Source organism: Duganella sp. GW821-FHT01E12, assembly GCF_059422325.1.
In genome coordinates this window covers 15,961-40,653 of sequence record NZ_JBWKWR010000011.1, presented here as the reverse complement: position 1 = coordinate 40,653, position 24,693 = coordinate 15,961, and the positions used below count along the sequence as shown (strand labels likewise).

Here is a 24,693-nt window from a genome sequence, read left to right as displayed (position 1 = left end):
GAACACCCTATTTCTAGCAAAAAAGTACAATTGTTTTTTAAGAAACTCACACATTATTGCATACCATGCCGGCGCTCAGCCCTAACCCTCCTCTCCGATTCGCATCTGTCGCACATCTATATTCGGCAGAAATTTCTGCAAATAAGAGCTTGACATTCGTAAATTTCTAATTGTACTATCTTTTTTGGCAACTAATTAATGCACCGGATTCAAGCTGTGTACGGGAAGTGCCAAACGCCGATATGCCAGAATTATTTAAGCTAAAAATGGCTTGACAGGCGGCAATCGATGTTTGTAACATGTTTGAAACATTTGTCTTTTATTAATTCATCTCGAATAATATTGGTCCAGGCATGCCTCAAGATTATTGTTTAAACCCGACAGTCAGGCTCGAGCCAACCAATAATCCGGGGTCCGTCAAACGCCAGTATCTATTGAGCACGAATAGCCGCCAGTATTATGTGGATGCCGCGGTGGGCGATATTGTGGCGGGACTGCAAGCCAACCATGATGCGGATCAAATATTTGAAAATATCGCGAAAAAATTCAGCATCACACGGGAAGCCTTTGAAGAGCTCTTAAGCGTCAAGCTGCCGGCCATGGGCGTGCTGCTGCCCCGCCATGCCGAGGAGCAATCCGGCCCGGGGCTGGCCGATCCGGATTCCATCACCTTCCTGTTCCCACTGATGCCGCGCCTGGTGGCCAGCCATATCGCCGGCCGTGCAGCCATCATGTTTTCCCGGCCGGCGGTCGCCGTGACGCTGGTGCTGATGCTGAGCGTGCTGATGGGCGCCATCTTTTTCGGCAATTTCACCTACGTCACTCTGGAGCGCCTGATCCATGCCCCGGCCAGCTTCTCCGCGGCGCAATATGGCAAGCTATACCTGCTGACGTTTGCCGTGGCAGTGATCCACGAGCTGGGCCATTTAGCCGCAGCCAGACGCTTCAATTGCGAGATAGACCGTATCAACGTCGGCGCGTATCTTATTTTCCCGGTGTTTTATGTGAATATGTCCAACACATGGAAACTTTCCGCCTCGCAGCGCATCGTGGTAAATCTTGGCGGCGTGTATTTCCAGTTTATCGCGACTATTGGCTTATTGCTGATAGCACAGCTGAGGTCGTCTGAATTAATTCTGTACGCATTTTACGTATCGCTTTATATTATTTTCGCCAATTTGAACCCGTTCCTGAAATTTGACGGGTATTGGGTGTACGGCGACTATTTCGATATTATAAATTTACGCAAGCAGCATTTAAAACTGCTGGGCAGGATTTTACGCACTTCGCCGCTCAAATGGGCCACCGTATATGGCGCCGCCTGGCGGGAAAATGCCGGACTGGCCGCCTATGTCGTGGGCGCCACGATATTCCTGCTTTATTTCGGCTATCTACTGATTAAGTTATTAATTGAATTCGTCAAGATTTTGCCCGGCAAATTAAGCGAGCTGACCGATGCCATAGCGCATAGCGAAACTTTATGGGGCACCGTGGACATCTCCGCCCACATCGCCTATCAGTTCTTCCTGCTGTTTGCCTTTGTCATGATCGGCCGCCGCACGATTTCGTTCGGCATGTCCGCCTGGCGCTCCGGCCGGGCCGAGGCGGGCCAGGCATGAACACTACGGTCGACGGCGGCGCGCTCAGCATGGATGCGCTGTGCCAGTACAAACTGTCCGAGGCTGCGCGCCTGAGCCCGCAGCCCGATGGCGGCGTGGTGGTCAAACATCTGATCAGCAAACGCTCCTACAAACTGGGCAGCAAGGAGCACCAGGTCCTTCAGGCGCTGCAGGCTGGCGCCGGGTGCGGCCCGGACGGCAGCGACGGCATCGATACGCAGTTCGCGTCCAGTGTGCTGCACTTCTTGCGCGACAAGAACATCGTGGTCGGCAAGGATCACGCCATCGCCCGGGACTATCTGCTGATCGAGCCGGCCATGCCATTGTGGGGCCAGTTTGCCGCGCTCGCGGCCTGCCAGCGCGGCGACATATGCTATGTCGGCGTGCCATATGGCGCGGGCAATGGCGTGTCCAGCGCCACCAGGGACGCGCCGGGGGCGCTGCGCCAGTGGCTCGGGACGCATCGCATGAGCCGCGACAACATCCTGCGTGAAGCCAATATCGCCAGCTATTTTCCGGCGCAGTTGGCGCAGCGCGCGCAAGCCCTGCAGTCGCTGCACCGGCAAGAGCGGGTCAAAGACCTGGGCGACCTCTACATCTACCCCTACGAAAATCCGACCGCGATCTTCGAGCGGCTGGAAAAACTTGCCGCGGAGATGGCGCGGCGCGGCCTGGTCCCCATCTTCATCGGCGGCGACCACTCGATCACCTGCCCCGTGCTCAAGGGCTTGAGCGCGCAACTGCCGGAACTGTGCGTGCTGCACTTCGATGCCCACAACGACTGCTATCAGACCGCGGTGGACAAGCTGTTCAAGACAGTCGCCAACAACCATCACGGCAACTTCCTGTCCAGCGCCCTGGCCGAGTGCGCGGGCATACGCCACGCCTATCAATGGGGTGTGCGCGGCATCAACAACCTTGGCTCGGTCCTGCCGCCGCGGGTCATCAGCCGCAATGCCGCCGAGCTGATCCACGGCTTGCAGAGCGGGCAGCTGGCGGCGATTCCGGACGATCTGCCGATTTACGTGACGATCGACATCGACGTGCTGGACCCGGCCATCGCCCCCGGCACCGGCAGCCCTATCCCAGGCGGCATCAGCTGGGAGCAGCTGTTCCTGGCGCTGACGGCGCTGCTGCGCAACAAGCGCGTGGTCGGCATCGATGTGGTCGAGCTCGATCCAGGCGCCGACATCAAGGGGGTGACCATGCAAGGCGCCGCCCATCTTTTATCGCTACTTCCCGCTTTTGCTGAGGCGCTCTGACGTGCAACTATCCGACTACATCCAGCAGCGCGACGCCGCCGTGGCGCGCAAGACGCCGACCAAATACACGGCCGTGGCGGGCGATCCGCAGATGCGCACCAGGCTGGAGCGCCTGACCGGGCTGATGCTTGAACACTTTCTGCCGGAGCTGCGCGGGCGCGACCTGCGCAGTATCGTCGACGGCGTCTTCCGCAACCAGGAGTGTGCCGCCTACGAATCGTCGCCCGAGCTGGGCAACGGCTACCGGGATTTGCTGGACCAGCTGATCCAGGTGGAATCGGCCGAGCGGCTGAGCAAGTCGTTGAGCAAGCGCTCGCTGTACTGCGCCTTCCACCTCGACTCCTACCGCCTGATCATTGCCTACCTGCGCAACCAGTGCGAGCGGCCGGTGGGGCTGCTGGTGACGCCGGACGTGATCGCGGCGCAGCAGGCGCAGATCAACGCGCTGGGCGCCTCGGCCGTGCCCGGCATGCAGGAGCGCACCGACATCCAGTTGTTCGATGCGGAATCGTTCGAGGGCCTGGGCGAGGCCATCCGTTTTCTCGGCCGGGGCGGCCTGCTGGTGATCTATATCGACGGCAACTCGGGCTTCGGCGGCATGGCGGCACGCCACAAGAGCATGATCCAGATCCCCTTCCTGGGCGGGCACATCATGGTGCGCGGCGGCGTCGCGCAGTTGGCGTCGCGCTTGAACCTGCCCATCGTTCCCTTGTACGTGGAGAACCTGGACAACGGCCGCCGCCTGCTGCACTGCCTGCCAGAGCTGGCGCCGCCGGCGCAGGGCCAGCGCGCGGCGCAGATAGAGACCACGCGCCAGCTGTACGCCATTCTGGAAGAGCGGATCCGGCGCAAGCCCGAAAGCTGGGAGGGCTGGCTCTACCTCAACCGCTTTATCGGCGCCGCCGACGCTGCCGAGCCGGTGGCCAGTGCCGGCCCGGCAGCGCCGGCCGGCGACCATTTGACGTTTGCCCACCAGGCTTACACCCTGCTGCCGTATCCGAACCAGACCGCGCTGATGTGCAAACGCCGGCTGAGTTACCAGCTGCTGTCGCCGGTGGCGCTGCAGGTACTGGAGCAGGCCTTCCATGGGCCGGTCGAGGCGGCCACGGTGGCGCCGCCCCATATTGTTGCCGAGCTGGTCAAGCTCGGCGCGCTGGTGCCGTTTCCCGCCGCGGCGGCAGGCTGACAGCAACACCGATTACCGGTCGGGCGCGCCCCGTGCGGCGCGCGTCCGACCCCAAGAATTTGCCCGGCAATGAACGGGTGGATGCCTGCCACGGCTGGTGGTGTTTATTCACGAGGAGATTGTAATGAAAGAAGTTTCGATCGTAGAAGTCAAAGCTGAGCAAACCGTATCGGAAATCCTGTCGATCGAAGAGCTGGAGACCCGTCTGGAAATGGTTTCCGCCAGCACCAGCAGCCGTTGCACCGCGTCGAACAACGCAGAAGAGTAATCAATATCTGACTGATATTGCTATTTGCTGAGTTGGGCGCCGCCGTTCAGACGGCGGCGCCCAATGTTACAGAACATGATGGGGAGATGCCATGTCGGCACGTTGTTGTCTGGTGGTCGGTGCCAGCGGAAATATCGGGGAACAGATTGCGCTGGAGTTGCTGCAAAGCGGCCGCAGCGTGGCCATGACCCATTCACACCGGTCCCGGGCGCCGTCCGGCATACCGGCCGACACCCCGAACGCCCGCTGGTATGCGGTGGATGTCTGCGACAGCGCGGCCGTCACCGCGCTGGTGGCGCAAGTCGAGCGCGATTTCGGCACGGCGCCCGACCTGGTGTACTGCGCCGGCATTACCCGCGACCACGCCATTGCGCTGCTGTCCGACGAGGACTGGTCGCAGGTCCTGCAAACCAATCTGACCGGCGCCTTCCATTTTGTGCGGGCGCTGTCGCGGCCGTTAATGACGGCCGGCAATGGACGCATCATCCTGATCGGCTCCGTCACCGGCGTCAAGGGAAATCCGGGGCAGATCGCCTACGCGGCGGCCAAGGCTGGCCTGGAAGGCATGTGCCGGGTCGCGGCGGTCGAACTCGGCCGCTTCGGCGTCAACTGCAACGTGGTGTCGCCGGGTGTGATCGAAAGCCGGATGGTCGAGGCGACGGCGTCGGCGTCGATCGGCAAGCTGGTGGGCAACACGCCGCTGCGGCGCCTGGGCAAGCCGGCCGAGGTGGCGCGCCTCGTCAGTTTTTTGCTGGGCGAAGGCGGCAATTTTATAACCGGCCAAACAATTCAAATCGACGGCGGCCTGACGGCGCATTAAATAGAGGTGGGGAAAGAAATGCAACTTACAACTGCTGAAATTAAAGAAATCGTGGAATACGCCCTGGACCGTGAACTGGAAGAGTTTTCCATGACGGCCAATTTCTACGAAGAATACATGATGGATTCGCTGGGCGCCGTGGCGCTGGTGGTCGAGGTGCAAAAGCGCTACGACGTGCGCCTGCCCGACGACCGCATGCCCGAGGTCCGCACCGGCGAACAGCTGCGGGACATCATCCTCGAACTGGACAGCCTGCGGGAAGCGCAGAAAGCCGAGGCATAAGAGTCATGGAAAGCAGATTCCCACAAGCGCTGGAATATCACCAGATCGTCAGCCTGGTGCCCTACCGCTCGCCCTGGCTGCTGCTGGACCGGGTACTGGCATGGGGTGAAAAGCACATCGTCGTGCAGAAGGCGATCTCCGGGGCGGACCCGATGATGGCGGCCCACCTGTCCGAGGGACCGTCCATCATGCCGGGCGTGCTGTTCATCGAACTGGTCGGCCAGGCCGCCATGCTGCTGGGCGTGCTGACCGCCGCCGGCGAAGCCGGCACCGGGTCCGGCGGCGGCAACGCCGAGCTGACCGATGTGCTGGCGCGCTGCAAGGGTGATTTCCTGTCGCCGGCCTACATCGGCGAAGTCATCACCGCGGAAGTGACGATCAGCGACAAGATCGCCGGCAAGACGCTGTATGAGGGCGTGGTCAAGGCCGGCGACCGTCTGGTGTGCAAGGTGTCGGGCATCGGCGCTTCGCTGAGCAAGCCTGCCGTCTCTCTAGCTTAACAAGGAAACCGTCGTGATTGAACCGTACCGTGAAGAAATCGCCATCGCGCGTCAATGCTACGCCATCGCCAATATCGCCAGCTCGTGGCCCGACTGCTGGCAGGCTTTGTTGGCGGGCGAGCGGGTATTCTCCTTCGGCAAAGACATCTTCGAGCAATGGCCGGACACGCCGCCCCTGGCGGCCATCGCGCCCTTCCCCGGCACCGACGGCCAGCCGCAGTACGAGGACCGCGCCGTGGCGCTGGCCAGGCTGGTGGGCCAGCAGATGAAAGCCGTGGTCGACGACTTCTTCGCGCATCAGCCGCAGGCCACGCTGACGCTGATCACGGCCAGCTCCCATTTCGATCCCGGTCCGCTGTCGACCATCGTCGACCGCCAGCATGCCAGCCCGGACGACGACGGCATTGCGGCGCGCACCTGGGAAGGCGTGCTGACCGGCCGCCTGACGGACGCCATCAACGCCGGACTGGAGCGCCAGCTGCTGGGCATCGACGTGTCCGCGGCCTGCGCTTCCACGCTGGTCGCCCTGTCCTACGCGGCCGACCGCATCAACGCCGGCCTGTGCGACGCGGTGCTGCTGGTCGGCATGGACGTGCTGTCGCGCGTGGCCTCGGTCGGCTTCAGCAATCTGGGCGCGATGTCGGCCAAAGGCTGCACCCCCTACGACGTCGACCGCGACGGCACCACCGTCGGCGAAGGCGCGGTGGCCATGCTGGTGGCGCGCCGCAGCCTGCTGGCGCCGGCCGAGGTGCAGGGCCTGGTGGCCGGCACCGCCACCTATTGCGACGCGGCGCACATGGTCGAACCGAATCCGCAGGGGGTGTCGCGCGCCATCTGGTCCGCCATGGAGCAGGCGCGGCTGCAGCCATCCGACCTGCGCGGCATTTTCTGGCACGGCACCGGCACCCGGCAAAACGACAAGACCGAGGCGGCGGTGGCGCAGCTGGTGTTCGGCGACAAATCGCCGCCCTGCACATCGACCAAGGGCTCGCTGGGCCACACCATGGGCGCCTCCAGCGGCTTCAACGTGCTGGCCGCCTGCGAGGCCAACCGCCAGGGCCTGCTGCCCCACGTGGCCGGCACCGTCAAGTCCGAGTACGCCAACCTGTCGCTCGTGCTGGGCGCCCCGCAAACCATCGAACCGGGCCCCATGCTCATTACCGCATTGGGCTTCGGCGGCATCAACGCCGCCGCGGTTATCTTTCCCGTCCAGGAGCGTGTATGAAGGCACAACTGTTGCGCAACGGCCCTTACCTGCATAGTCTGGGATGGCTCAATCACGACTACAGCGTGACCGCCGCGCCCCTCTCATCCGCGTGGCAGGGCGCCGCCGGCCCGGTCCACTTCGACGGCGCGGGCGGCTATGCGCTGCGCGGCGACAGCCTGCCCGACGAACTGCCGGTGGCCATCGGCCGCGGCAGCGGCGTGGCGCGGGCCCGCTCGGCGGCCAAGAGCACGGTCTATGCGGCGCTGCTGGGCAAGAGCCTGCTGAAGACCCTGCCCGAGGGACAGATTCCCGGCGAGCGGCTGGGCGTGGCGATCGCGTCGGCGTCCGACACCACCGGCATCTCGCATGAATTCGAGACGTGCGGCGTGCGGGCCGGCTGGTCGAAGACCGACACCATGCTGCTGCCAAGCTCGATACCGAGCGCGATTACCACCCAGACCTCGGCCGTGTTCGACACGCACGCCGCCGCCATCGCCTTCGGCAACGCCGCGCTGGGGATATGCGCCGCGCTGGAATACGTGTATTTGTCCTTCATCCACGGGCGCTCCGATGCGTTTGTGGTGATCGGCGCCGACGAAAGCTGCAGCGTTCAAACCCAGGCGCTGGCCGCGCTGGGCGACCGGCGCCCCAAGGTCAGCGGCGCCGCCGGCCTGGTCCTGACCCGAACCGCCCCCGCCGCCTCCGGCAACTGGCAGCTGGCGATCTGCGCGCAGGCGGCCTATGGCGACACGATCGAATTGCCGGAGCCGTGGCAGGACGCGACGCGGCTGGAGCTCGACATCGCCAACCTGCTGCACATCTATACCGCCGCCCTGATACCGCTGGCCGTGCATCAGTTGCTGGGCGATGCGGACACGCGCGCCCTGCTGCGCTTCACCATGCACAGCGACGCCGGCCAGAGCAGCTTTGTCCTCGGCTTCCAACGCAGCGCCTAAACATCGGGATCATCATCATGAAGCGTCATCATCTACCGTGCTTATTGCTGGCCGCAGCCGGCGCTGCGGCCCATGCCCAGGTATCGGAGTTCGCCAATCCGCAATGGCAGTCGCTCTACGAAGCGCGCCAGTATCCCCAGCTGGAACAGCAGGCCCAGAGCCATCTGCAGTCGCACCCGCGCGATCCGCAGGCCGTGCTGGCGCTGGCCCTGGCGGCCAGCGCGGACCCCGACAAAGGCCGCGCGGTGCTGGCGCAAGCGCAGGACTGCGCGGAACGCGACGACAAGGCCACGCTCTGCCATTTTGCCAGCGGCATGCTGATGAGCCAGCAGATCGCCAGCGGCGGCCCGCTGACCGCCATGCGCTATGGCGCCTCGATCGGCAAGGCGTTCGAGCGGGCCGTGCAATTGCAGCCGGCGTATTTCCCGGCCCGCTCGGCCCTGCTCCAGTTCTACCTGGGCGCGCCGCGCCTGGTGGGCGGCGGCATCGACAAGGCGCGCGCGACGGAAAAGGCGACCCCGGCCGAACAGGCCGAATACGCCAGGCTGCTGCGCGGCCAGATCGCCATGGCGGAGGACAAGATCGAGCTGGCGGTCAAGGAGTTCCGCGCCGTCAGCGTCGGCGGCGACGAGCAGCTGGCGCGCCGGCTGCGCATGGTGCGCATGGATCTGGGCCAGGACCTGGTCAAGGACAAGCAGGCCGACAAGGCGCAGGCCATCTTCGACGAGCTGCGCAAGGACTACCCGGAGCGCGCCGAGGGCTACTACGGCCTGGGCCGCTGCGCGCTGCAGAAGAACGAGTTCAGCGGCGCCATCGCGCAACTGGAAAAGGCCCAGGGCCTCAAGGGCAGCGAGCTGTTGCCGGTGGACCAGCGCCTGGCCGAAGCCTACGCCGCCAAGGGCGACAAGCAGAAGGCCAAGGCCCTGCTGGAGCGCTTCCTGAAGCAGCCGGGCATGTTGAAGGGGAATGTGGACACCGCCAAAAAAATGCTGGCCGAACTGAGCTAGCCCGCCAGCGCCAGCCGTGTCAGCGATTCATCCCAGCCGTTGTTGAAAGAGGTAGTTTGTGGAACCCGTCCGTATCATCGAGTCGAAGTATCAGAACACCGGGCAGCATGACGCCCAGTCCGTCGAGGCCTGCTTTGCGCGCTGCGCCGCGGCCCGGCCGCAGGCGATCGCCGTGGTGCAGGACCAGCACGCCGTCAGCTACGGCGAGCTGGCGCTGCGCGCCGAACGCCTGGCCGGCGAGCTGGAGCAGGCGGGCGTGCGGCGCGGCGATTTCGTCGCCCTGCTGCTCGAACGCGGCATCGACCTGATCGTCGCCATGCTGGCCACGCTGCGCGCCGGCGCGGCCTATGTGCCGATCGATCCGCGCTATCCGGCCAGCCGGCGCGACTTCATCCGCGACGATAGCCGCGCGGTGGCGGCCATCGTCGGCCAGGGCGGCGGCGTCGCCGTCGAGCGCCTGCATCCGGCCGCCCGCCCGGAGCTGCCGGCCGGCAGCGGACGCCTGCTGTACGTCATGTACACCTCGGGCTCGACCGGCAATCCCAAGGGCGTGATGGTCACCCACGACAACCTGCTGCGGCTGTTCGCGTCGACCCGCGACGAATTCGGCCTGTCGGCCGACGACGTCTGGTGCGGCTTCCATTCGCCATCGTTCGACTTGTCGGGATGGGAAATCTGGGGCGCGCTGCTGCACGGCGGACGCCATGTGGTGGTGTCGCGGGAGCTGGCGCGCGATCCGGAGCGCTTTGCCGGGCTGCTGCGCCAGCAACAGGTCACGCAGCTGATCCAGACGCCGTCGGCCTTCCGCAACCTGATGCCGGCGCTGCTGGCGCAAGGCTGTCCGGCCAGCCTGCGCATGATCGTCTTCTGCGGCGAAAAGCTGGACTACCAGGCGCTGCGCCCCTGGGCCGAGCAGGTCGGCCTGCAGCGGCCGGCGCTGGTGAACATGTTCGGGCCGACGGAAACGACCATCGTCGCCACGCACCACCGGGTGACGGCCGCAGCAATAAGCGGCGACGGGCCCAATTCGATCGGCGCGCCGATCCGCGATCTGCAGCTGCGCATCGTGCTGGAGGACGGCAGCCCCGCGCCGCAGGGCACGGCCGGCCTGATCCATGTCGGCGGTCCCGGCGTGAGCGCCGGCTACCTGGGCGCCGCCGCGCTGACGGCCCGCCACTTCTATACCGCCGCCGACGGGGTACGCTGGTACAACTCCGGCGACCTCGGCATGCAGATCGGCGCCAACGAGTTTGCCTATATTTCACGCGCCGACCGCCAGTTGAAAATTCGCGGCTACCGCATCGAGCCGGGCGAGGTCGAGGCCGCGCTGCGCGCCTGTCCCGGCGTGCTCGACTGCATCGCCACCGCGGCGGACTACGGCGACCATGACCAACGCCTGGTCGCCTGCGTGATCGCCACCGAGGAGGCGCTGCGGGACGCGGGCGCCACCGAGCGGCGCCTGCGCGCCAGCCTGGCCGCCACGCTGCCGCACTATCTGCTGCCGTCCAACTACTTCCTGGTCAGGCAGTTCCCCATGAATGAAAACGGCAAGCTCGACCTCTCGGCCTGCGTGCAGCCCGCCCCTCAGGCCGGCGTTGCGGACGACGCCATGCACACGGCGCTGCGCGCCATCTGGTCGCAGCTGCTGGCCTGCCAGCAGGTCGGCGACGACGACGATTTCTTCCAGCTCGGCGGCACCTCCATCACGCTGGTGAAGATGCTCAGCGCGGTCCAGGCGATCTACGACGTCAGGCTGATCCTGGACGTGCAGGAGACCGGCGTGACGATCAATGTGGTGGCCGAGGCGATACGCGAACAGCGCGTCGACGCCGGCTGAGCACGGGGGAGCACAAGAGCATGGCTGACTTATCCACGTCGGACGCCGGGCCGGCGCCGGACCAGCTGCTGCGCCTGATACAGGCGCTGGAGGACTGCCGCGGCTTTCTGGCCTCGTGCGCCACGGCGCCCCGGGTGTTTGCGCGCGCCCCCCTCGACCCGCCGGCGTTCGAGGGCGTGCGGCGCCTGCTGGCCGCGCTGGCCGGCGCGCTGGCGCTGGCGCCGTTCGAATGCTGCGCGCGCCGCCCGGCCGACGTCAACAGTCTGGACCTGGCGCTGAGCCGCTATCTGGCGCCCGCCCCGGCGCTGGCATCCGTCGACCCGGCCGCCGTGCCGGCCCTGCTGGAACGCTGGTACGCCGGCCGGCGCCGCCCCGCCGTCCAGACCGTCGCCGCCGGCAACGGCGGGCAGCTGCGGATTGAAACCTGGACCTCGCCGGACGCGCCGCAGGACGCGCCCACGGTGCTGTTGCTGCCCATCTGCGGCGTGCCGCTGGCGGCCATGCGTCCCCTGCTGGGCGAGCTGGCGCGCGGCCACACCGCCGTGTGCTGGGACTCGTCGCTGCTGTCCGGCGCCGATCCCATGCCCGCCATCGACGGCGATCCCATCCTGGCGCTGGCCGGCGAGGTGGCCGACGTGATGCGCGCCTGCCGGTTGGAGCGCGTGCACCTGGTGGGCATCTGCGTGGCCACCGCGCCGGCGCTGCTGGCGGCGGACATGCTGGGCGAGCGGGTGCAGTCGCTGAGCATCTGCCACGCCGCCGTCAAGGTCGGCGACGAGCAGCCGGCCACCGCCTTCGAACAGCAATACAACGCCATGCTGGCCCAGGTGTGCGGCAGCGAAGAGCAGGCGCGCGAGGTCTACCGCACGCTGCTCGAACCCGGCTTCGCCATGAGCGTGCCGACCGCGCTGGCGCCCTTCATCCTGGACCCGTACACCCGCCTGTCGCGCCTGCGCCGCCATGCGCTGGTGCATGGCGCCGCCGCGGCCTTCGACGCCAGGGCCAGCGCCGCGCGCATCGCCTGCCCCGCGCTGGTGCTCACCACCGGCGCCGACCGCATGGTGCATCCGGAACAGTCGCGCCAGCTGGCGGCGCTGTTGGGCCATGCGCGCCTGCACCAGCTCGACGACGGCAACCACCTCGATGTGCTGCTGGAGGGGAACGCCTTCCTGCCGCTGGTCTCGTCCTTTATTTCGCAACCGAACCCACCTTTCACTGAAGGCTAACGCTATGTCATTCCGTTTCCCCGCGCGGCGCAAGCTGCTTTCCACCGCCCTGCTGGCCATCGCCCTCGGCGCCATCATGCACAGCGGCCAGGCCGCCACCGAGGCCCAGTACCAGGCGGCGCTCAAGCACTTTGTGGCCGCCGACAAGGACAAGTCGGAAATCAAAAAGGCCTACCAGGCGTTCGACGCGCTGCGCGCGGCCGAGCCGGCCGATCCCGTGCTGCTGGCGTACACCGGCGCCGCCCATGCCTGGATGGCCACCACGGCCAGCGATCCGATGGCCATGCTGACGCTGGTCGACGACGGTGTCGCCCAGCTGGAGAAGGCGCTGGCGCTGCTGACGCCGGCCAACGACGCGGTCAGCTACGACGGCGAACCGGGCAGCCTGATGGTGCGCTTCACCGCCGCCAGCACCTTCCTCAGCCTGCCGGAGATTTTCCACAAGGGGCCGCGCGCCGCCAAGCTGCTCGACGAGACGATCGCCAGCCCCGCCTTCGCCAAGGCCACGCCTGCGTTCCAGGGCAATGTGCTGATGCGCGCAGCCCAGCGCGCCAGGAAGGCCAAGCAGGCCGACCAGGCCAGGCAGTACGCCAAGGCCGTCATCAGCAAGAAGCTGCCGCAGGCGGGCGAGGCGCAAGCGCTGCTGAACAAACTGGGCAGTTGAGATGGACGCCCAGCGACTGCCCCTGAGCCTGAGCCAGGTGCACAAGACCTACCGCATGGGGCAGCATCTGATCCCGGCGCTGCAAGGGGTGGACCTGCAGGTGCGCCAGGGCGAGCTGCTGGCGCTGACCGGGCCGTCGGGCAGCGGCAAGAGCACCCTGCTCAATATCTGCGGCCTGATCGACGCCGCCGACGCCGGCGAGGTGCTGTTCCAGGGCGAGCGGGTGGACGTCCAGGACGTCGTCGCGGCCACGCTGCGGCGGCGCGACGGCATCGGCTTCATCTTCCAGAGCTTTAACCTGGTGCCGGTGATGACGGTGTTTGAAAACGTCGAATATCCGCTGTTCGTGGCGGGCGTGGCGGCCGCCGAACGCCGCGCCCGGGTCCTGAAGATCCTGGAGGAAGTGGGTTTGAGCGAGCACGTCAGGCACCGTCCGGACGCCCTGTCGGGCGGCCAGCGGCAGCGGGTGGCGATCGCCCGCGCGCTGATCAAGCACCCGGCGCTGGTGATCGCCGACGAGCCGACCGCCAGCCTCGACTCGACCACCGCGGGCCAGATGCTGGACCTGATGCGGGCCAGCGCGCACAAGCACGGCGCCGCGTTCCTGATCGCCAGCCACGACGAGCGCCTGACGCGCCGGGCCGACCGCGTGATCGCGCTGCGCGACGGCGTCATCCTGCCAACCGACGAGGAGCAACGGTCATGCACAGCGTGAATCAAGCAGCGGCCGACGCCGGGCTGCAGTCCTGGCTGAAATGGCTGCGCTTTGCCGCCGCCAACACCCTGCGCAACAAACGCCGCTCGTTCACCACGCTGGGCATCACGGCGCTGGGCGCGTGCGCGATCCTGGTGTCGGCCGGCTTCGCGCTGTTCACCTACCACGGACTGGCCGAGACCAGCGCCCGCAGCACCGGCCACCTGATCCTGGCCAAGACGGCGGCGTTCGACAGCGAGGAGGACCTGCCCCTGCAAACCGGCCTCGACAACTGGGACGCGCTGCGCAAGGTCTTGCTCGGCGACGAGCATGTGCGCAATGTGCTGCCCAAGATCGAATTTACCGGACTCATCAGCAATGGCGACAAATCGGCCGTGATGCTGGCGGTCGGCATCGATCCCGACGCCGAGTTCGCGGTGCGCGGGCCCTTCCTGCGGGTGCGCCAGGGCGAGGTCATTTCCGGCAACGACAGCAACGAGGTGGTGATCGGCGAAGCGCTGGCGCGCACCCTCAAGGCCAGGGTCGGCGGTCAGCTGACCTTGCTGGCCACCACCACCGAAGGCGCATTCAACGCGGTCGACGTGACCGTGCGCGGCATCGTCAGCTCCGGCGTGACCGAGCTTGACCGCCGCCTGGTGTACTGCGACCTCGGCACGGCGCAGCGCCTGCTGGCGACCCAACGCGTCAGCAACGTCGGCGTGTATCTGGACCAGATGGACGGGGTGGCGGCGGCGCAGCAGCGCTTCACCCAACTGCCCATCGTCCGCGAGCAGGGCTTGACGGTCAAGACCTGGCTGGACTTCTCCGATGTCTACCGCAGCGTCAAGGGCCTGTACGACATCATTTTCGGCTCGCTGGGCACGGTCATCACGCTGATCGTGTTCATCGTGGTGGCCAACGCCATGGCCATGGCGGTGGTCGAACGCACCCGCGAAATCGGCACCCTGCGCGCCATGGGCACCCTGCCGTCGCAGCTGACCAAGATGTTTGGCCTGGAGGCCCTGCTGCTGGGCGGCGGCGGCGCCCTGCTGGGCGCCTTGCTGGCGGTGCTGGTGGCCGGCCTGCTGGTCATGCTCAACCTGCAGATGCCGCCGCCGCCCGGCAATACCTACGGCTATCCGCTGCTGATCGCGCTGAGCTGGCAGATGACGGTGCTGGTGCTCACCGTGTTCCCCGTGCTGTGCGCGATGGCCAGTATCTTCGTCACCCGCCGCAGCCTCAATCAAAGCGTGGTCGATGCGCTGGCCCATGTCTGAAGCACAACCGCTATTCCTGGAGACACCTTGAAATTATTATTGATTGCACTGCTGGGCCTGAACGCAGGCCAGGCGCTGGCCGAGGCGCCCGACGCCCAGGAACTGATCAAGAAGGCCGACTACTACCGCTCCAACACCGCCAATGTGCAGGTGCAGACGCGCATCGAGGTGTACGCCCGCGATGGCGCCATGGAGAAGCGCCGCGACTACCTGGTCCTGGCGGAAGCCGGCCACAAGACGCTGGTGCTGATGCAAAGCCCGTCGGAGAAGGGGCAGAAGGTGCTGATGCTGGGGGACGACTTCTGGATGTTCCTGCCGTCCAGCCAGCGCCCCATCCGCATCACCCCCACCCAGAAATTGCTGGGCGAGGCCTCGACCGGCGATATCTCCACGCTGGCCTGGTCCGAGGACTACAACGGCGAGATCGTCGGCGAGGAGCCCTGCGGCGCGCAGGCCTGCCTGCATCTCACCCTGAACGGCAAGCGCAAGGGCCTGACCTATCAGCGCATCGAACTGTGGCTGGGCAAGGCCAGGAAGGAGCCGGTCAAGGCCGAGCTGTACGTGCAGTCGGAGAAGCTGGCCAAGACCGCGACCTTTGCCATGGAAAACGGCATGGTCAGCTATATGGACTTGCAGGATCTGGTGTCCAACCACAAGATGACGCGGGTCACCTATGTGTCGCGCAAGAACCGTGCGATCCCGCCGGAGTGGCTCAATCCCATGTTCCTCGCCCGCACCCCCGATCTGGAGCAGTGACTTGCGCATCGCCTTGCTCGCCCTCTGCCTGCTGGCCGGCGCGGCCGCCCAGGCGGAAGAGGACCAGCCCGCGGTCGACGTCAGCGGCCGGGTACGCCTGCGTGTTGACAACCTGCAGCCGCAGCCCGCCTCCACGCTGGCCCTGGCCCGGCAATTGGGGCTGCCGGGCCTGCAGGAGGCGCCGTCCAGCGCGCTGCTGAAAACCGAGCTCAGGCTGGCCGCCGGGCCGCTTGCCGGGTCGGCCACGCTGAGCCAGACCAAGGCCCAGGGCCAGGCCTGGTCCGGCGACGCCCGCATCAACGAACTCAGCACCTCCGGCTCGGCGCTGGGCTGGTATTACACCGTCGGGCGCAAGATCGTGTCCTGGGACGTGGGCTGGGGCTTTCGTCCCAACGATTTGATCCAGCAGGAAGCGCGCCTGGTGGTGAACGACACCACGCTGCAGGGACGGCCGCTGCTGATGGCGGAGAAATTCGACGACGAGGCGGCCCTGTCGCTGGTCGCCGTCAATCCCACCCGGGCAGCGCACAGCTTCGGCGGCGACGAGCCGGCCCTGGCCGCGCGCTATTTCCGCCATCTGGGCGCGGTCGACCTGTATGGATTTGGCCGCTGGGGTGCGCGCACCCACGGCGGCGTCGGCGCCGCGCTCTCCTGGGTCGCGACCGAAAGCAGCGAGCTGCACGCATCGTGGAACCGCGCACAGGCGCTCGACACGCTGTGTGTGGACGCGGTGCAGGGGCTGGTCAGCGTGGCGCCGGCGCACAACTGCGCCATCGGCCCGGCGCAGCGCGTATTGCTCGGCAATACCTGGTCCAGCGCCAGCAATCTGACGCTGATCACCGAATGGTGGTGGGACGGCGGCGCCCCGGACGAGGCGAGCTGGCGCGACTGGCACGCGCGCAACCGCGCCTTGTCGCACATGGCGGCGCACGTCCCGCCGGCCGAGCAGATGCCGCTCGCGGCCAATCTGGCGTGGCAGAGCAACGCCCTGTTGCAGACCAATCTGCACCGCAGCACCGTCCTGGCCTCGGTTAACTGGGCGTACGACAGATATGCCTTCAGCGTGTATGGACTGTGGCATCCGGCCGATGCCGGCCGCATCCTGACCGCCACGCTGACGTGGTCCAGTTCGGCTTGGGAGCTGAACGCGGGCGTGCGCGTCTATGGCGGCCCCAGCGGCAGTGTGACGGCGCAGCTGCCTACCCGACGCCAGGTGTATGCCGGCGCCAGCTTGAAGTTTTAAACGGAGCCTGAGCTGGAAACCCACAAGCACGCCGTGCGCCTGATCCACCACCAGGCGGGAGGCACGACGATCCCGGTGCACCTGCTGGGTTTCGACCGGGCGCGGTTCGCGTTCGACCAGTTCACGCAGGCAGGCATCGCCTGCCCGGCCGGCATCGCGGGCAGCGTGCCCAAACGCCAGGCCGAGTATTTCTTTGGACGGTTGGCGGCGCGCGCGGCGCTGGCCCACGCGGGATGGCCGGCGGTACAGCTTGGAACCGGCGCCCGCCGCCAGCCCTTGTGGCCAGACGGCGCCATCGGCGCCATCACCCACAACAACACGCGGGCGGCGGCCTGCGTCATGCGGGCGGGCCCGCTGCGCGGCGTGGGCATCGATATCGAGACGCTGCTGGACGCCGACGCCGTCGCCAGTGTCGAAAAGGAAGTGGTGTCGGCGGCGGAACTGCGCATGCTGCGGACCTTGCATCCGCAGCCAGCCTGGCCTTATGCCATGCTGCTGACCGCCGTCTTCTCCGCCAAGGAAAGCTTTTACAAAGCCCTGTCTCCGACGCTGGGCCGCTATTTCGGTTTCGACGCGATTCAAATCGACGCGGTCGACACCGCGGCCGGCAGCCTGCGGTTCACCAGCCGGCAGCCACTCTGTCCGGAGTGGCCCGCCGGCCGCCAGGGCCGGATCGATTTCAGCTTGCTTGACGCCGAAACCGTGCTGACCGCGTTCGCCTTCTGAGCGCGGCCCGGTGCAGCTTAGTGCGCCAGCAGGGCGTTGATCGGCGCCAGGTCGTCTTCCTTCAGCGAACCGGCGGCCGACTTCAGGCGCAGGCCGTTCATGATGGTGTCGTAACGGGCCTTGGCCAGGTCTTTCTGGGTCGAGTACAGCAGCTTCTGGGCGTTCAGCACGTCGATGTTGATGCGCACGCCGACCTGGTAGCCCAGCTTGTTCGAATCGAGCGAGGACTTGCTCGACACCTCGGCCGCTTCCAGCGCCTTGACCTGCGCCAGGCCGCTGTTCATGCCCAGATAGGCCGAGCGGGCGTTCTGCGAGGCGGCGCGCTTGGTCGCTTCCAGGTCGTTGCGGGCCTTGTCTTCCAGCGCGATGGTCTCGCGCACCTTGCTGGTGACGGCGAAGCCGCTGAAGATGGGCACGCTCCAGCTGACGCCGATGGCGTTGTTGTTGGTGCGCTGCTGGCCGGTGGTGGTCTGGTGCGTGGTGCTGGCGATCAGGTTGGCGGTCGGCAGGTGGTTGGCGCGGTTGCGCTCGATTTCGCGCTTGGCGATTTCCACGTTCAGCTTGGCGGCGACCACGGCGTAGTTCTGGTTCTCGGCCGAGCTGACCCACGGTTCCACCGCGGCCGGCGACGGCGCGCTGATGGTCACGCCGGTGCGCAGCGGCGCCAGTTCGCCCGGCGCCTGGCCGATGATCACCTGCAGCGCGGTGCGCTTGTTGTCCAGGTCGTTGATGGCGGCGAACTCCTGCGCCACCACCAGGTCATACGCGGCCTGCGCCTCGTGGGTGTCGGTGATGGTCTGGGTGCCGACCTCGAAGTTGCGCTTGGCCGAGGCCAGCTGCTCGGTGGTCGCCACCTTCTGCGCCTGGGTCGAGGTCAGGTTGTCCTGCGCCGTCAGCACGTCGAAGTAGGCCTGCGCCACGCGCGTGATCAGGTCCTGCTGGGCCTGGGCGAAGGTGGCCTCGGCCGTGGCCTGCGCCAGCTTGCTCTGCTGGTAGGTCTGCCAGTTGCCCCAGTTGAACAGCGGCTGGCTCAGTTGCACGGTGTAGGAGTTGCTGTGGCTGTCGATGTCGGCCTTCGGCGTGTAGCTGCCGCCGATCACCTGGGACGCGTCGCCGCTGTTGCGCGTGTTGCTGCCATTGGCGGAGATGGACGGCAGCAAGCCGGAGCGCCCCTGGATGATCCGTTCCTGCCCCGCGGTCAGCGACGAGCGGGCGCCGGCATACGTGGCGTCGTTGGCCAGCGCCTGCTGATATACCTGGATCAGGTCGGCCGCCTGTGCGTTGAGCGTCAAGAAGGCGCTGGTGATCAGCACGGCGATAAGGGGTCTCTGCATTGCATTCTCCGTTGGAGTCATCAAAAAAGTTGATCAAATCAAAAACACACTACCTTAGCGCCGCGCCCGTCTTCAGCGTCGCGACACTCAATACTTGGCCATCGTGCTGTCGACTTGCAGCGCCCAGGCGTGGATGCCGCCGGTCAGGTTGACCATCTTGCCGAAGCCGTTACGCTCCAGGAAGGCGGCCACCTGCAGGCTGCGCGCGCCGTGATGGCAGATGCAGACGATGGCCGCATCCTCATCCAGGTCGTCGATGCGCGCCGGTATGGTGTTCATCGGGATCTGCACCGAACCGTCGATGCGGCAGGTCTCGAATTCCCAGTTTTCGCGCACGTCCAGCAACATCGGGCTGGGCCGCGCGTCGTCCGCCAGCCAGTCGGCCAGTTCCAGAGCGGTGATCTGCTGCATGCTGGTCCGTCCGGCTTAAAACTTGAACTGCGACGGCTGCACGGCCGAGGCCAGCGGCTTGACGTCGGTCTCGAACAGCGTGCGCGTGTCGTAGCCGGCCTCGCCGGTGCGGGTGATCAGCTGCGCCTTCATCGCCGGCGACTGGCCGATGATGGCCGCCAGACGGCCGCCCACCTTCAATTGCTGCAACAACGCTTCCGGCAGCACCGGCAGCGAACCGGTGACGACGATGACGTCGAACGGCGCGCCCTTGCTCCAGCCCTGGGCGCCGTCGCCCAGTTCCACCGTCACGTTGGTGACGCCGTTGTCGGCCAAATTCTTTTCCGCCAGCGCCTTGAGCTCGGGCGACACTTCCACCGCCGTCACGTGGCGGCCCTTGTGGGCCAGCAGCGCCGCCAGGTAGCCGGAGCCGGCGCCGATTTCCAGCACGCTCTCATGCTTCTTGACGTTGACGTCCTGCAGCAGGCGGGCTTCCACCTTCGGGTTCAGCATGGCGACGCCGCCCGGCAGCGGGATTTCCGTGTCGGCAAACGCCAGCGCCTTGTGGGCGGCCGGCACGAAATTCTCGCGCTTGACCACCAGCAGCAGGTCCAGCACACTCGTGTCGAGGACGTCCCAAGGACGGATTTGCTGTTCGATCATGTTGAAGCGGGCTTGTTCGATATTCATCTTATGACTCGGGTCGGGATTAAATAATCCGTCATTTTATCGTTGAACTGGCATCGAGGCACATATTAACGATATGACGGCGGGTTCGCGGGAAATTGCGACAGTCTGCAGTTTAAGGGGGTTGAACCTACCAAATCGGCAAGTTTGACGCATGGCGCGGGGCGGGCGGCTCACGGCGCGGGCACTTCCAGGCCGCGCAGGGTGACGTCGATCAGCGTCTCCATGAAGGCGCCCGGGTCGATCGCCGGCATCTCGCAGGTGGGCATGAAGGAGTGGGTCCACATCATCAGCATCAGCACCGGGGCCACCAGCACCGGCGTCATCACGGCCGGATCGACCGGGCGGAACTCGCCGCGCTCGATGCCGCGCACCAGCACGCTGGCGATCAGGCCGTTGCCGCGGGCGACCACGTCGTTGTTGTAGAACTGCGCCAGCTCGGGGAAGTTGTTGCCCTCGGCGAGCATGAGCTTGGTGATGCCGGCCAGGTGGGTGGCGCAGATCTGGTGCCACCACTTCATCAGGATGGCGCGCAGCAGCTCGGCGCTGGGGCCGTCGAAGCCGGCCGCCTCCTGCTCGGCCTCGCCGATGGCGTGCACGATGTTCTCGCGCACCACGGCCTTGAACAGTTCTTCCTTGTTGGCGAAATACAGGTACAGCGTGCCCTTGGACACGCCGGCCCGCTTGGCCACGTCCTCCAGGCGCGTGCCGGCATAGCCGCGCTCGACGAACTGGTCCAGCGCCGCCGCCAGCAATTCCTGCGGCCGCGCATCCTTGCGCCGCTCCCAGCGTGGCTTGGTATCTTGAGGGGCTTGCATGGGTGTACCCGATTTAACTTACTTATAAGTCATTAATATAAGCGCAAGGGCGTGCAACGTCAAGGCGCGTGGCTTCGTCGCTGGCCATCGTCAAAGTTAAGCGCACAAATCATCAAAGTTAGCGACTAACTTTGACGAAACCCGCATGAAGTCACGGGACTTGCCAAACTCGCGACGATAAATTGTGCAATGGTTGTCATCACTGGCGACTCCGAATTATCAATAACCGCTGTCAGAAATTCCCGCGTATGCTCTTCGTGAAGTGTCAGCCGACCAATCAACAGCGCAATGAGATACTCAATCAGTGCTGGGCCTCCACCGTGTTTTGTCGCAGCAAGTTCGCCCATAAGAAACACGAACATTCGCTCGCTGACTGTCTTCTCGCAATTGGCGTATGCGATCTCTCCGCCTCGCGCTGCTCGGAGGAAGGACGCTTGAAGGACGCCATCACTAAACCGTTGGAAGCATTCGGGAGCTATTACAGTTCGCTCATAGTTGCGTGATACAAGCTTTGGCTTCTTCTTCACACCTTGCCGGTATTTGTGAAATAGCGAGGTAACAATCGCGAAAATGTCTGCTTGAGATATCTCACGGGATCCGTCTCGCGTCGGGATGATTGTGAAGTCGGAAGCAATGTTCAGTTGAGTGCCCGCTGGAGTAGGCCAATACACGTTATTTACCAAGCCGATGGCAGGCGCGTTGCGCAAAGCCGTGATGCGGCCACTGATCGGCGTAGGCACTTCTATATCGTTCAAATCGCACCAATGCTGAACCTCAAGCAGGTGATCGTACTCTAAGCTCCATGCGTGATTTGACTCACACGATGGCAGGTCAATCGTGAGCACGTTAAACAGCGAAAATGTCTTGGGGCCTTGGTCACCGAATGTTAGATTGGACTCAACCCGCTTGCGTTCCGACTCAGAACTCGCCCGGAAGACCGGGCTGACATAAGTGATATTGCCCCCTGGCTGGACCGTACGCAGATCTCTGCTGACGCCCATCAGCTCATAAGTATCGTCCATACATCCTGACACAACTAAAGTTGCGGTTTCCGCATCCTCAGGCCGAGGCAATAAATTCTCCGAGAGGAGCACTTCAACGCTTGACTGTACTGCACAAGGAAGAGTCTCCAGCGCTTGCCTAGCGAAGCGTTCTGCCCCTGGATATTTCGTCGGAACGATACGCCGAAGATGAGTAGGCATTCCACGGCGCAAAAGCCTCGCAAATCGCATTTGAATGTCATGAATGGAAGCCGTACCATCAACGTCATTGGTCTCGCCATAAACCAACTGCTCCACATCAATGTACAGCTCCATTTGGCGAACACCGTTCGAACGAAACACTTTGAATGCGCCCGTGCTGACCAGTCTATTAAGAGTCAGGCGTGTAGCCTCATCAAAGTCACTAAGAAGAATATTCAGTTCCTCGACCTTTGCCGGCTCTGTACGAAATTGATCCCCCACAATAGGAATTGGGTAAGAGTGCATCTTACAATCCGGACAGTTTTCTGTGCTGTGATTGTCTATGACTGGGATGCCCTCGAAGCCAACACGCCTGTCATCCTTGAGCTCGCATATGACAGTTCCATCTGTGGAAGAACCTAAGAAGAAGAGCGTAAAAATGTTTTCAGCCAGAGCCCCTTTGCTCATCAGCTTTGACGCAAGGTTGCCCGAGGTCGACGCTGAAATGAGAAAGATTGTCTGATCAGGATCCGCAATGGTTAAGGAATCCAAGCCGCCATAGGATGCATGGGACTCTATACTCGGAAGCTCCGAATCAATGCCTCTCCGCAGCCGTTCATATGCCAGTATAAATGCGACAGGGGCGATTCCCGACGTGTCTACGATCAGTCTGCGAAACTTCCGTTGACTGAGGCTTGGATAAAGCCAAAATGCCAGCTGATGACTAGCGGCGCGTCTTTCGAGCAGGTTCGCCGCTCGAAGAAATCGCTGAGAGTGCGTGCCAGATGGCTTTGTAAAATGAGTACCGGTAGCGGCAGTAACTACACCACCATTCTTCAAAAACGCATCGCTTAATGAGAAACGTCGCTCAAGGTCTGCGATACTTTTGTCTAACGAGCTACCATCTAACGTCTCCGCTTCGATAGTGTCATTTGAAGGTAGACTCCATTTGATAAGTACGACATCACGATCAACGTTTGCGAGCACATTCTGTAAGCGAGCGCGAGGTGAAGATTTCGCTTTGAGGATTTCGCGGACACACGCGATATCCTCCGGCGCTCCCGATATGTGCACGTAATCAGCCGGCTCGCCGCTCCCTAGGAATGGCGCTATCGCTTCGTCGAAGAGCTCTTCATTGAGAGATACGGGCGGAAGAAAAATTGACAGCACGCGCTTGGTTTGCCCATCACCCTGAGTAGACACAAATTTACATAATGTGATGGGGTTCATAGGTTGTCCCCCAGAGGAATCAGAACTGTGACGTGCGCACCTCGCATATCGCCATAGTCGTCTGAGATCTTTTGCGTAATTCCTCGACGCCAGTCCATCATCCTTTCCTCAGGCGCTACTATGTCCGACTGCATGAACATATCGGTATACCAAGCGAAGTCGCGATAGACGTGAATACGATTTGTTCGAACTCGAATAAACCCCTTCAGTTCGCGTAGGTCGCGCAAGACTTTCCAAAGGCCATAACCGCGGCTGGGATCACTTGTTGATGATCTGCCCGTGCTGAAGCAACCCAGGACTGCATCAAACTGATCCTGAACTGAAGAACCTGGAAATTTGCCCTTCAAATATGTAGCGGCAAATCCAGGTCCGGTATCGAATACAGACAGCTCGAGGAGTCCGAAAAAACGGGGTGGTTCACCTGCTTTCACGCGCCTGGCGGGCGCCACTTTTTCGCGGACAAAATACGACGCATAACGCTCTGCCTGATTGATATCTGGAAAAATCTCGTTACCTTCTTTGTCTTCTTTTTTCGGCGGCGCCGTGTAAGCCAGCTCTTCCGCAGTGTAAAACCGAGCATAGGGGCCTCTGATAGAAAGAGGTAACGCTCGCATATCAACGGTCGTTCTGGCGTGATCGTGGGTATTTTTAAACAGTTCGTGAAGTATCGTTGTGAGGCGGTCGCGATGATCATTAATTGCACCGCGTATGTTCTCTTCTGCAGTCACTGCACGGATAAGTTTGTCAACCAAATTCTCAAATTGTTCGCGGCTAGCCACTCGATTGGCCTGTCCACTCGGGTACAGCTGCAAAGGAAGACCGATGGTCGGCGGTACATTATCTAGACAGAGCAAGGAGGCCCGGTCTTGGACGTTCAAATCTGGCCAAAACCTCTGCTGCTTGAAAAAAGCATCCTTGTAACGGGCGAGTGCCGATCGAGGTATGTCTATCAACGCTTGATCATCCAGCATGCCAAGCAGTGCGCCAGGCAGCGTCATCGATATTCGCTTAAGAGTATCACTTGCCGAGTCTGGGGCAGACGGCTCGATTAGAACGCGGCCGTCGAGGCCCTGAGTCCATGTGGCTAACCATTGCACTATTGAGGCTTCGGCAAGAAGCTTTTCACCGCCAGTTCGAGCAAAGCTCGCATCAAATACCAGTGTCCGCCCCTCCAATGGAGGTGGGGCTAAGATGAGTGACTCCATCTCTTCAAGCGTTTGCGGAAACTTAAGCATTCTGTACTGGCCTTAGGTTGGTCATGCAGTTAGGAAATTATCCCATATAGTTGCACAGAAATAATCTCAAATTCTCACCACTATGGTGAGCATAGGCTGCTCGCACAACGGACTTCTAATTTTGACGATTTCGAGAGCAAAGCGGCGAATTAAAAAGCGTACAGCTTCCGATCCGCATGCTTGAGATCGTCTTTATGTTAAAACGATAAGATTGCTGGGAATTAAGTTTTCGGATGTGCAAGTTTCTAGTAGCATCATAGAATTTTCCAATGCAACCCATGATTTCAG

24 protein-coding genes are annotated in these 24,693 nt (G+C 63.6%); 18 read left to right on the top strand and 6 right to left on the bottom strand.

Annotated features, from left to right (window positions below):
• The first annotated feature begins 353 nt into the window (after positions 1–353).
• The 18 genes from AC07WS_RS24625 to AC07WS_RS24540 all read left to right on the top strand — a co-directional run bounded on the left by AC07WS_RS24625 (position 354) and on the right by AC07WS_RS24540 (position 17,530).
• Positions 354–1,619 carry a hypothetical protein gene (locus tag AC07WS_RS24625; protein ID WP_494731608.1) on the top strand — a complete coding sequence of 422 codons (1,266 nt, stop codon included), beginning with the start codon at positions 354–356 and terminating at the stop codon, positions 1,617–1,619.
• Positions 1,616–2,881, top strand: a complete 1,266-nt coding sequence (locus AC07WS_RS24620) for an arginase family protein (RefSeq protein ID WP_494731607.1) — start codon at positions 1,616–1,618, stop codon at positions 2,879–2,881. Before AC07WS_RS24625 ends, AC07WS_RS24620 begins: the two co-directional genes overlap by 4 nt.
• Position 2,882: 1 nt before the next feature.
• Positions 2,883–4,067 (top strand): lysophospholipid acyltransferase family protein, encoded by a 1,185-nt coding sequence (locus tag AC07WS_RS24615; RefSeq protein ID WP_494731606.1) that lies wholly within the window; start codon positions 2,883–2,885, stop codon positions 4,065–4,067.
• Positions 4,068–4,191: 124 nt separating this feature from the next.
• Entirely contained in the window at positions 4,192–4,335 is a 144-nt protein-coding gene (locus AC07WS_RS24610) for a hypothetical protein (protein ID WP_494731605.1), read from the top strand.
• 91 nt (positions 4,336–4,426) lie between these two features.
• Positions 4,427–5,155, top strand: a complete 729-nt coding sequence (gene fabG / locus AC07WS_RS24605) for a 3-oxoacyl-ACP reductase FabG (RefSeq protein ID WP_494731604.1) — start codon at positions 4,427–4,429, stop codon at positions 5,153–5,155.
• Between the two features lie 18 nt (positions 5,156–5,173).
• A complete protein-coding gene (locus AC07WS_RS24600) occupies positions 5,174–5,437 on the top strand; it encodes an acyl carrier protein (protein WP_494731603.1) in 264 nt (87 codons plus the stop codon).
• Positions 5,438–5,442: 5 nt separating this feature from the next.
• Positions 5,443–5,937: an ApeP family dehydratase gene (locus AC07WS_RS24595; RefSeq protein ID WP_494731602.1), complete on the top strand. Its 495-nt coding sequence runs from the start codon at positions 5,443–5,445 to the stop codon at positions 5,935–5,937.
• Positions 5,938–5,950: 13 nt separating this feature from the next.
• Positions 5,951–7,162: a beta-ketoacyl synthase N-terminal-like domain-containing protein gene (locus AC07WS_RS24590; protein ID WP_494731601.1), complete on the top strand. Its 1,212-nt coding sequence runs from the start codon at positions 5,951–5,953 to the stop codon at positions 7,160–7,162.
• Positions 7,159–8,100 carry a hypothetical protein gene (locus AC07WS_RS24585; RefSeq protein ID WP_494731600.1) on the top strand — a complete coding sequence of 314 codons (942 nt, stop codon included), beginning with the start codon at positions 7,159–7,161 and terminating at the stop codon, positions 8,098–8,100. The genes AC07WS_RS24590 and AC07WS_RS24585 overlap by 4 nt, the downstream gene beginning before the upstream one ends.
• 17 nt (positions 8,101–8,117) lie before the next feature.
• Positions 8,118–9,107: a tetratricopeptide repeat protein gene (locus AC07WS_RS24580; RefSeq protein WP_494731599.1), complete on the top strand. Its 990-nt coding sequence runs from the start codon at positions 8,118–8,120 to the stop codon at positions 9,105–9,107.
• Between the two features lie 58 nt (positions 9,108–9,165).
• On the top strand, positions 9,166–10,944 hold the full coding sequence (locus tag AC07WS_RS24575) for a non-ribosomal peptide synthetase (protein WP_494731598.1): 1,779 nt from the start codon (positions 9,166–9,168) through the stop codon (positions 10,942–10,944).
• Between the two features lie 20 nt (positions 10,945–10,964).
• Complete coding sequence (locus AC07WS_RS24570) at positions 10,965–12,170, top strand: alpha/beta fold hydrolase (RefSeq protein ID WP_494731597.1); 1,206 nt, start codon at positions 10,965–10,967, stop codon at positions 12,168–12,170.
• 4 nt (positions 12,171–12,174) lie between these two features.
• On the top strand, positions 12,175–12,834 hold the full coding sequence (locus AC07WS_RS24565) for a hypothetical protein (protein ID WP_494731596.1): 660 nt from the start codon (positions 12,175–12,177) through the stop codon (positions 12,832–12,834).
• 1 nt (position 12,835) lies between these two features.
• Positions 12,836–13,549 (top strand): ABC transporter ATP-binding protein, encoded by a 714-nt coding sequence (locus AC07WS_RS24560; protein WP_494731595.1) that lies wholly within the window; start codon positions 12,836–12,838, stop codon positions 13,547–13,549.
• A complete protein-coding gene (locus tag AC07WS_RS24555) occupies positions 13,537–14,805 on the top strand; it encodes an ABC transporter permease (protein ID WP_494731594.1) in 1,269 nt (422 codons plus the stop codon). Before AC07WS_RS24560 ends, AC07WS_RS24555 begins: the two co-directional genes overlap by 13 nt.
• Before the next feature lie 27 nt (positions 14,806–14,832).
• Positions 14,833–15,561: an outer membrane lipoprotein-sorting protein gene (locus tag AC07WS_RS24550; protein WP_494731593.1), complete on the top strand. Its 729-nt coding sequence runs from the start codon at positions 14,833–14,835 to the stop codon at positions 15,559–15,561.
• A gap of 1 nt (position 15,562) precedes the next feature.
• Positions 15,563–16,804: a hypothetical protein gene (locus tag AC07WS_RS24545; RefSeq protein ID WP_494731592.1), complete on the top strand. Its 1,242-nt coding sequence runs from the start codon at positions 15,563–15,565 to the stop codon at positions 16,802–16,804.
• A 33-nt stretch (positions 16,805–16,837) separates the two neighbouring features.
• Complete coding sequence (locus tag AC07WS_RS24540; protein WP_494731591.1) at positions 16,838–17,530, top strand: 4'-phosphopantetheinyl transferase family protein; 693 nt, start codon at positions 16,838–16,840, stop codon at positions 17,528–17,530.
• Between the two features lie 17 nt (positions 17,531–17,547).
• On the opposite strand, the gene AC07WS_RS24535 is transcribed toward AC07WS_RS24540, so the two are convergent.
• From AC07WS_RS24535 to AC07WS_RS24510, 6 genes are all read right to left on the bottom strand, one after another.
• Complete coding sequence (locus tag AC07WS_RS24535; RefSeq protein WP_494731590.1) at positions 17,548–18,864, bottom strand: TolC family outer membrane protein; 1,317 nt, start codon at positions 18,862–18,864, stop codon at positions 17,548–17,550.
• An 87-nt stretch (positions 18,865–18,951) separates the two neighbouring features.
• Positions 18,952–19,275 (bottom strand): rhodanese-like domain-containing protein, encoded by a 324-nt coding sequence (locus tag AC07WS_RS24530; protein WP_008452670.1) that lies wholly within the window; start codon positions 19,273–19,275, stop codon positions 18,952–18,954.
• Positions 19,276–19,290: 15 nt separating this feature from the next.
• Positions 19,291–19,944 (bottom strand): protein-L-isoaspartate O-methyltransferase family protein, encoded by a 654-nt coding sequence (locus tag AC07WS_RS24525; RefSeq protein ID WP_494731589.1) that lies wholly within the window; start codon positions 19,942–19,944, stop codon positions 19,291–19,293.
• 170 nt (positions 19,945–20,114) lie between these two features.
• Positions 20,115–20,759, bottom strand: coding sequence for a TetR/AcrR family transcriptional regulator (locus AC07WS_RS24520; protein WP_494731588.1), 645 nt, complete (start codon positions 20,757–20,759; stop codon positions 20,115–20,117).
• Between the two features lie 125 nt (positions 20,760–20,884).
• Positions 20,885–23,170 (bottom strand): hypothetical protein, encoded by a 2,286-nt coding sequence (locus AC07WS_RS24515; protein ID WP_494731587.1) that lies wholly within the window; start codon positions 23,168–23,170, stop codon positions 20,885–20,887.
• Complete coding sequence (locus AC07WS_RS24510) at positions 23,167–24,405, bottom strand: hypothetical protein (protein ID WP_494731586.1); 1,239 nt, start codon at positions 24,403–24,405, stop codon at positions 23,167–23,169. Before AC07WS_RS24510 ends, AC07WS_RS24515 begins: the two co-directional genes overlap by 4 nt.
• Positions 24,406–24,693 lie beyond the last annotated feature (288 nt).

What these genes read in the sequence shown, in the direction of transcription:
- AC07WS_RS24565 (WP_494731596.1), top strand. Translation starts at nt 12,175, where the DNA reads ATGTCATTCCGTTTCCCCGCGCGGCGCAAGCTGCTTTCCACCGCCCTG.
- AC07WS_RS24555 (WP_494731594.1), top strand. Translation starts at nt 13,537, where the DNA reads ATGCACAGCGTGAATCAAGCAGCGGCCGACGCCGGGCTGCAGTCCTGG.
- AC07WS_RS24620 (WP_494731607.1), top strand. Translation starts at nt 1,616, where the DNA reads ATGAACACTACGGTCGACGGCGGCGCGCTCAGCATGGATGCGCTGTGC.
- AC07WS_RS24520 (WP_494731588.1), bottom strand. Translation starts at nt 20,759, where the DNA reads ATGCAAGCCCCTCAAGATACCAAGCCACGCTGGGAGCGGCGCAAGGAT.
- AC07WS_RS24610 (WP_494731605.1), top strand. Translation starts at nt 4,192, where the DNA reads ATGAAAGAAGTTTCGATCGTAGAAGTCAAAGCTGAGCAAACCGTATCG.
- AC07WS_RS24530 (WP_008452670.1), bottom strand. Translation starts at nt 19,275, where the DNA reads ATGCAGCAGATCACCGCTCTGGAACTGGCCGACTGGCTGGCGGACGAC.
- AC07WS_RS24625 (WP_494731608.1), top strand. Translation starts at nt 354, where the DNA reads ATGCCTCAAGATTATTGTTTAAACCCGACAGTCAGGCTCGAGCCAACC.
- AC07WS_RS24510 (WP_494731586.1), bottom strand. Translation starts at nt 24,405, where the DNA reads ATGCTTAAGTTTCCGCAAACGCTTGAAGAGATGGAGTCACTCATCTTA.
- AC07WS_RS24535 (WP_494731590.1), bottom strand. Translation starts at nt 18,864, where the DNA reads ATGCAGAGACCCCTTATCGCCGTGCTGATCACCAGCGCCTTCTTGACG.
- AC07WS_RS24570 (WP_494731597.1), top strand. Translation starts at nt 10,965, where the DNA reads ATGGCTGACTTATCCACGTCGGACGCCGGGCCGGCGCCGGACCAGCTG.
- AC07WS_RS24515 (WP_494731587.1), bottom strand. Translation starts at nt 23,170, where the DNA reads ATGAACCCCATCACATTATGTAAATTTGTGTCTACTCAGGGTGATGGG.
- AC07WS_RS24580 (WP_494731599.1), top strand. Translation starts at nt 8,118, where the DNA reads ATGAAGCGTCATCATCTACCGTGCTTATTGCTGGCCGCAGCCGGCGCT.
- AC07WS_RS24560 (WP_494731595.1), top strand. Translation starts at nt 12,836, where the DNA reads ATGGACGCCCAGCGACTGCCCCTGAGCCTGAGCCAGGTGCACAAGACC.
- AC07WS_RS24595 (WP_494731602.1), top strand. Translation starts at nt 5,443, where the DNA reads ATGGAAAGCAGATTCCCACAAGCGCTGGAATATCACCAGATCGTCAGC.
- AC07WS_RS24585 (WP_494731600.1), top strand. Translation starts at nt 7,159, where the DNA reads ATGAAGGCACAACTGTTGCGCAACGGCCCTTACCTGCATAGTCTGGGA.
- AC07WS_RS24525 (WP_494731589.1), bottom strand. Translation starts at nt 19,944, where the DNA reads ATGAATATCGAACAAGCCCGCTTCAACATGATCGAACAGCAAATCCGT.
- fabG (WP_494731604.1), top strand. Translation starts at nt 4,427, where the DNA reads ATGTCGGCACGTTGTTGTCTGGTGGTCGGTGCCAGCGGAAATATCGGG.
- AC07WS_RS24600 (WP_494731603.1), top strand. Translation starts at nt 5,174, where the DNA reads ATGCAACTTACAACTGCTGAAATTAAAGAAATCGTGGAATACGCCCTG.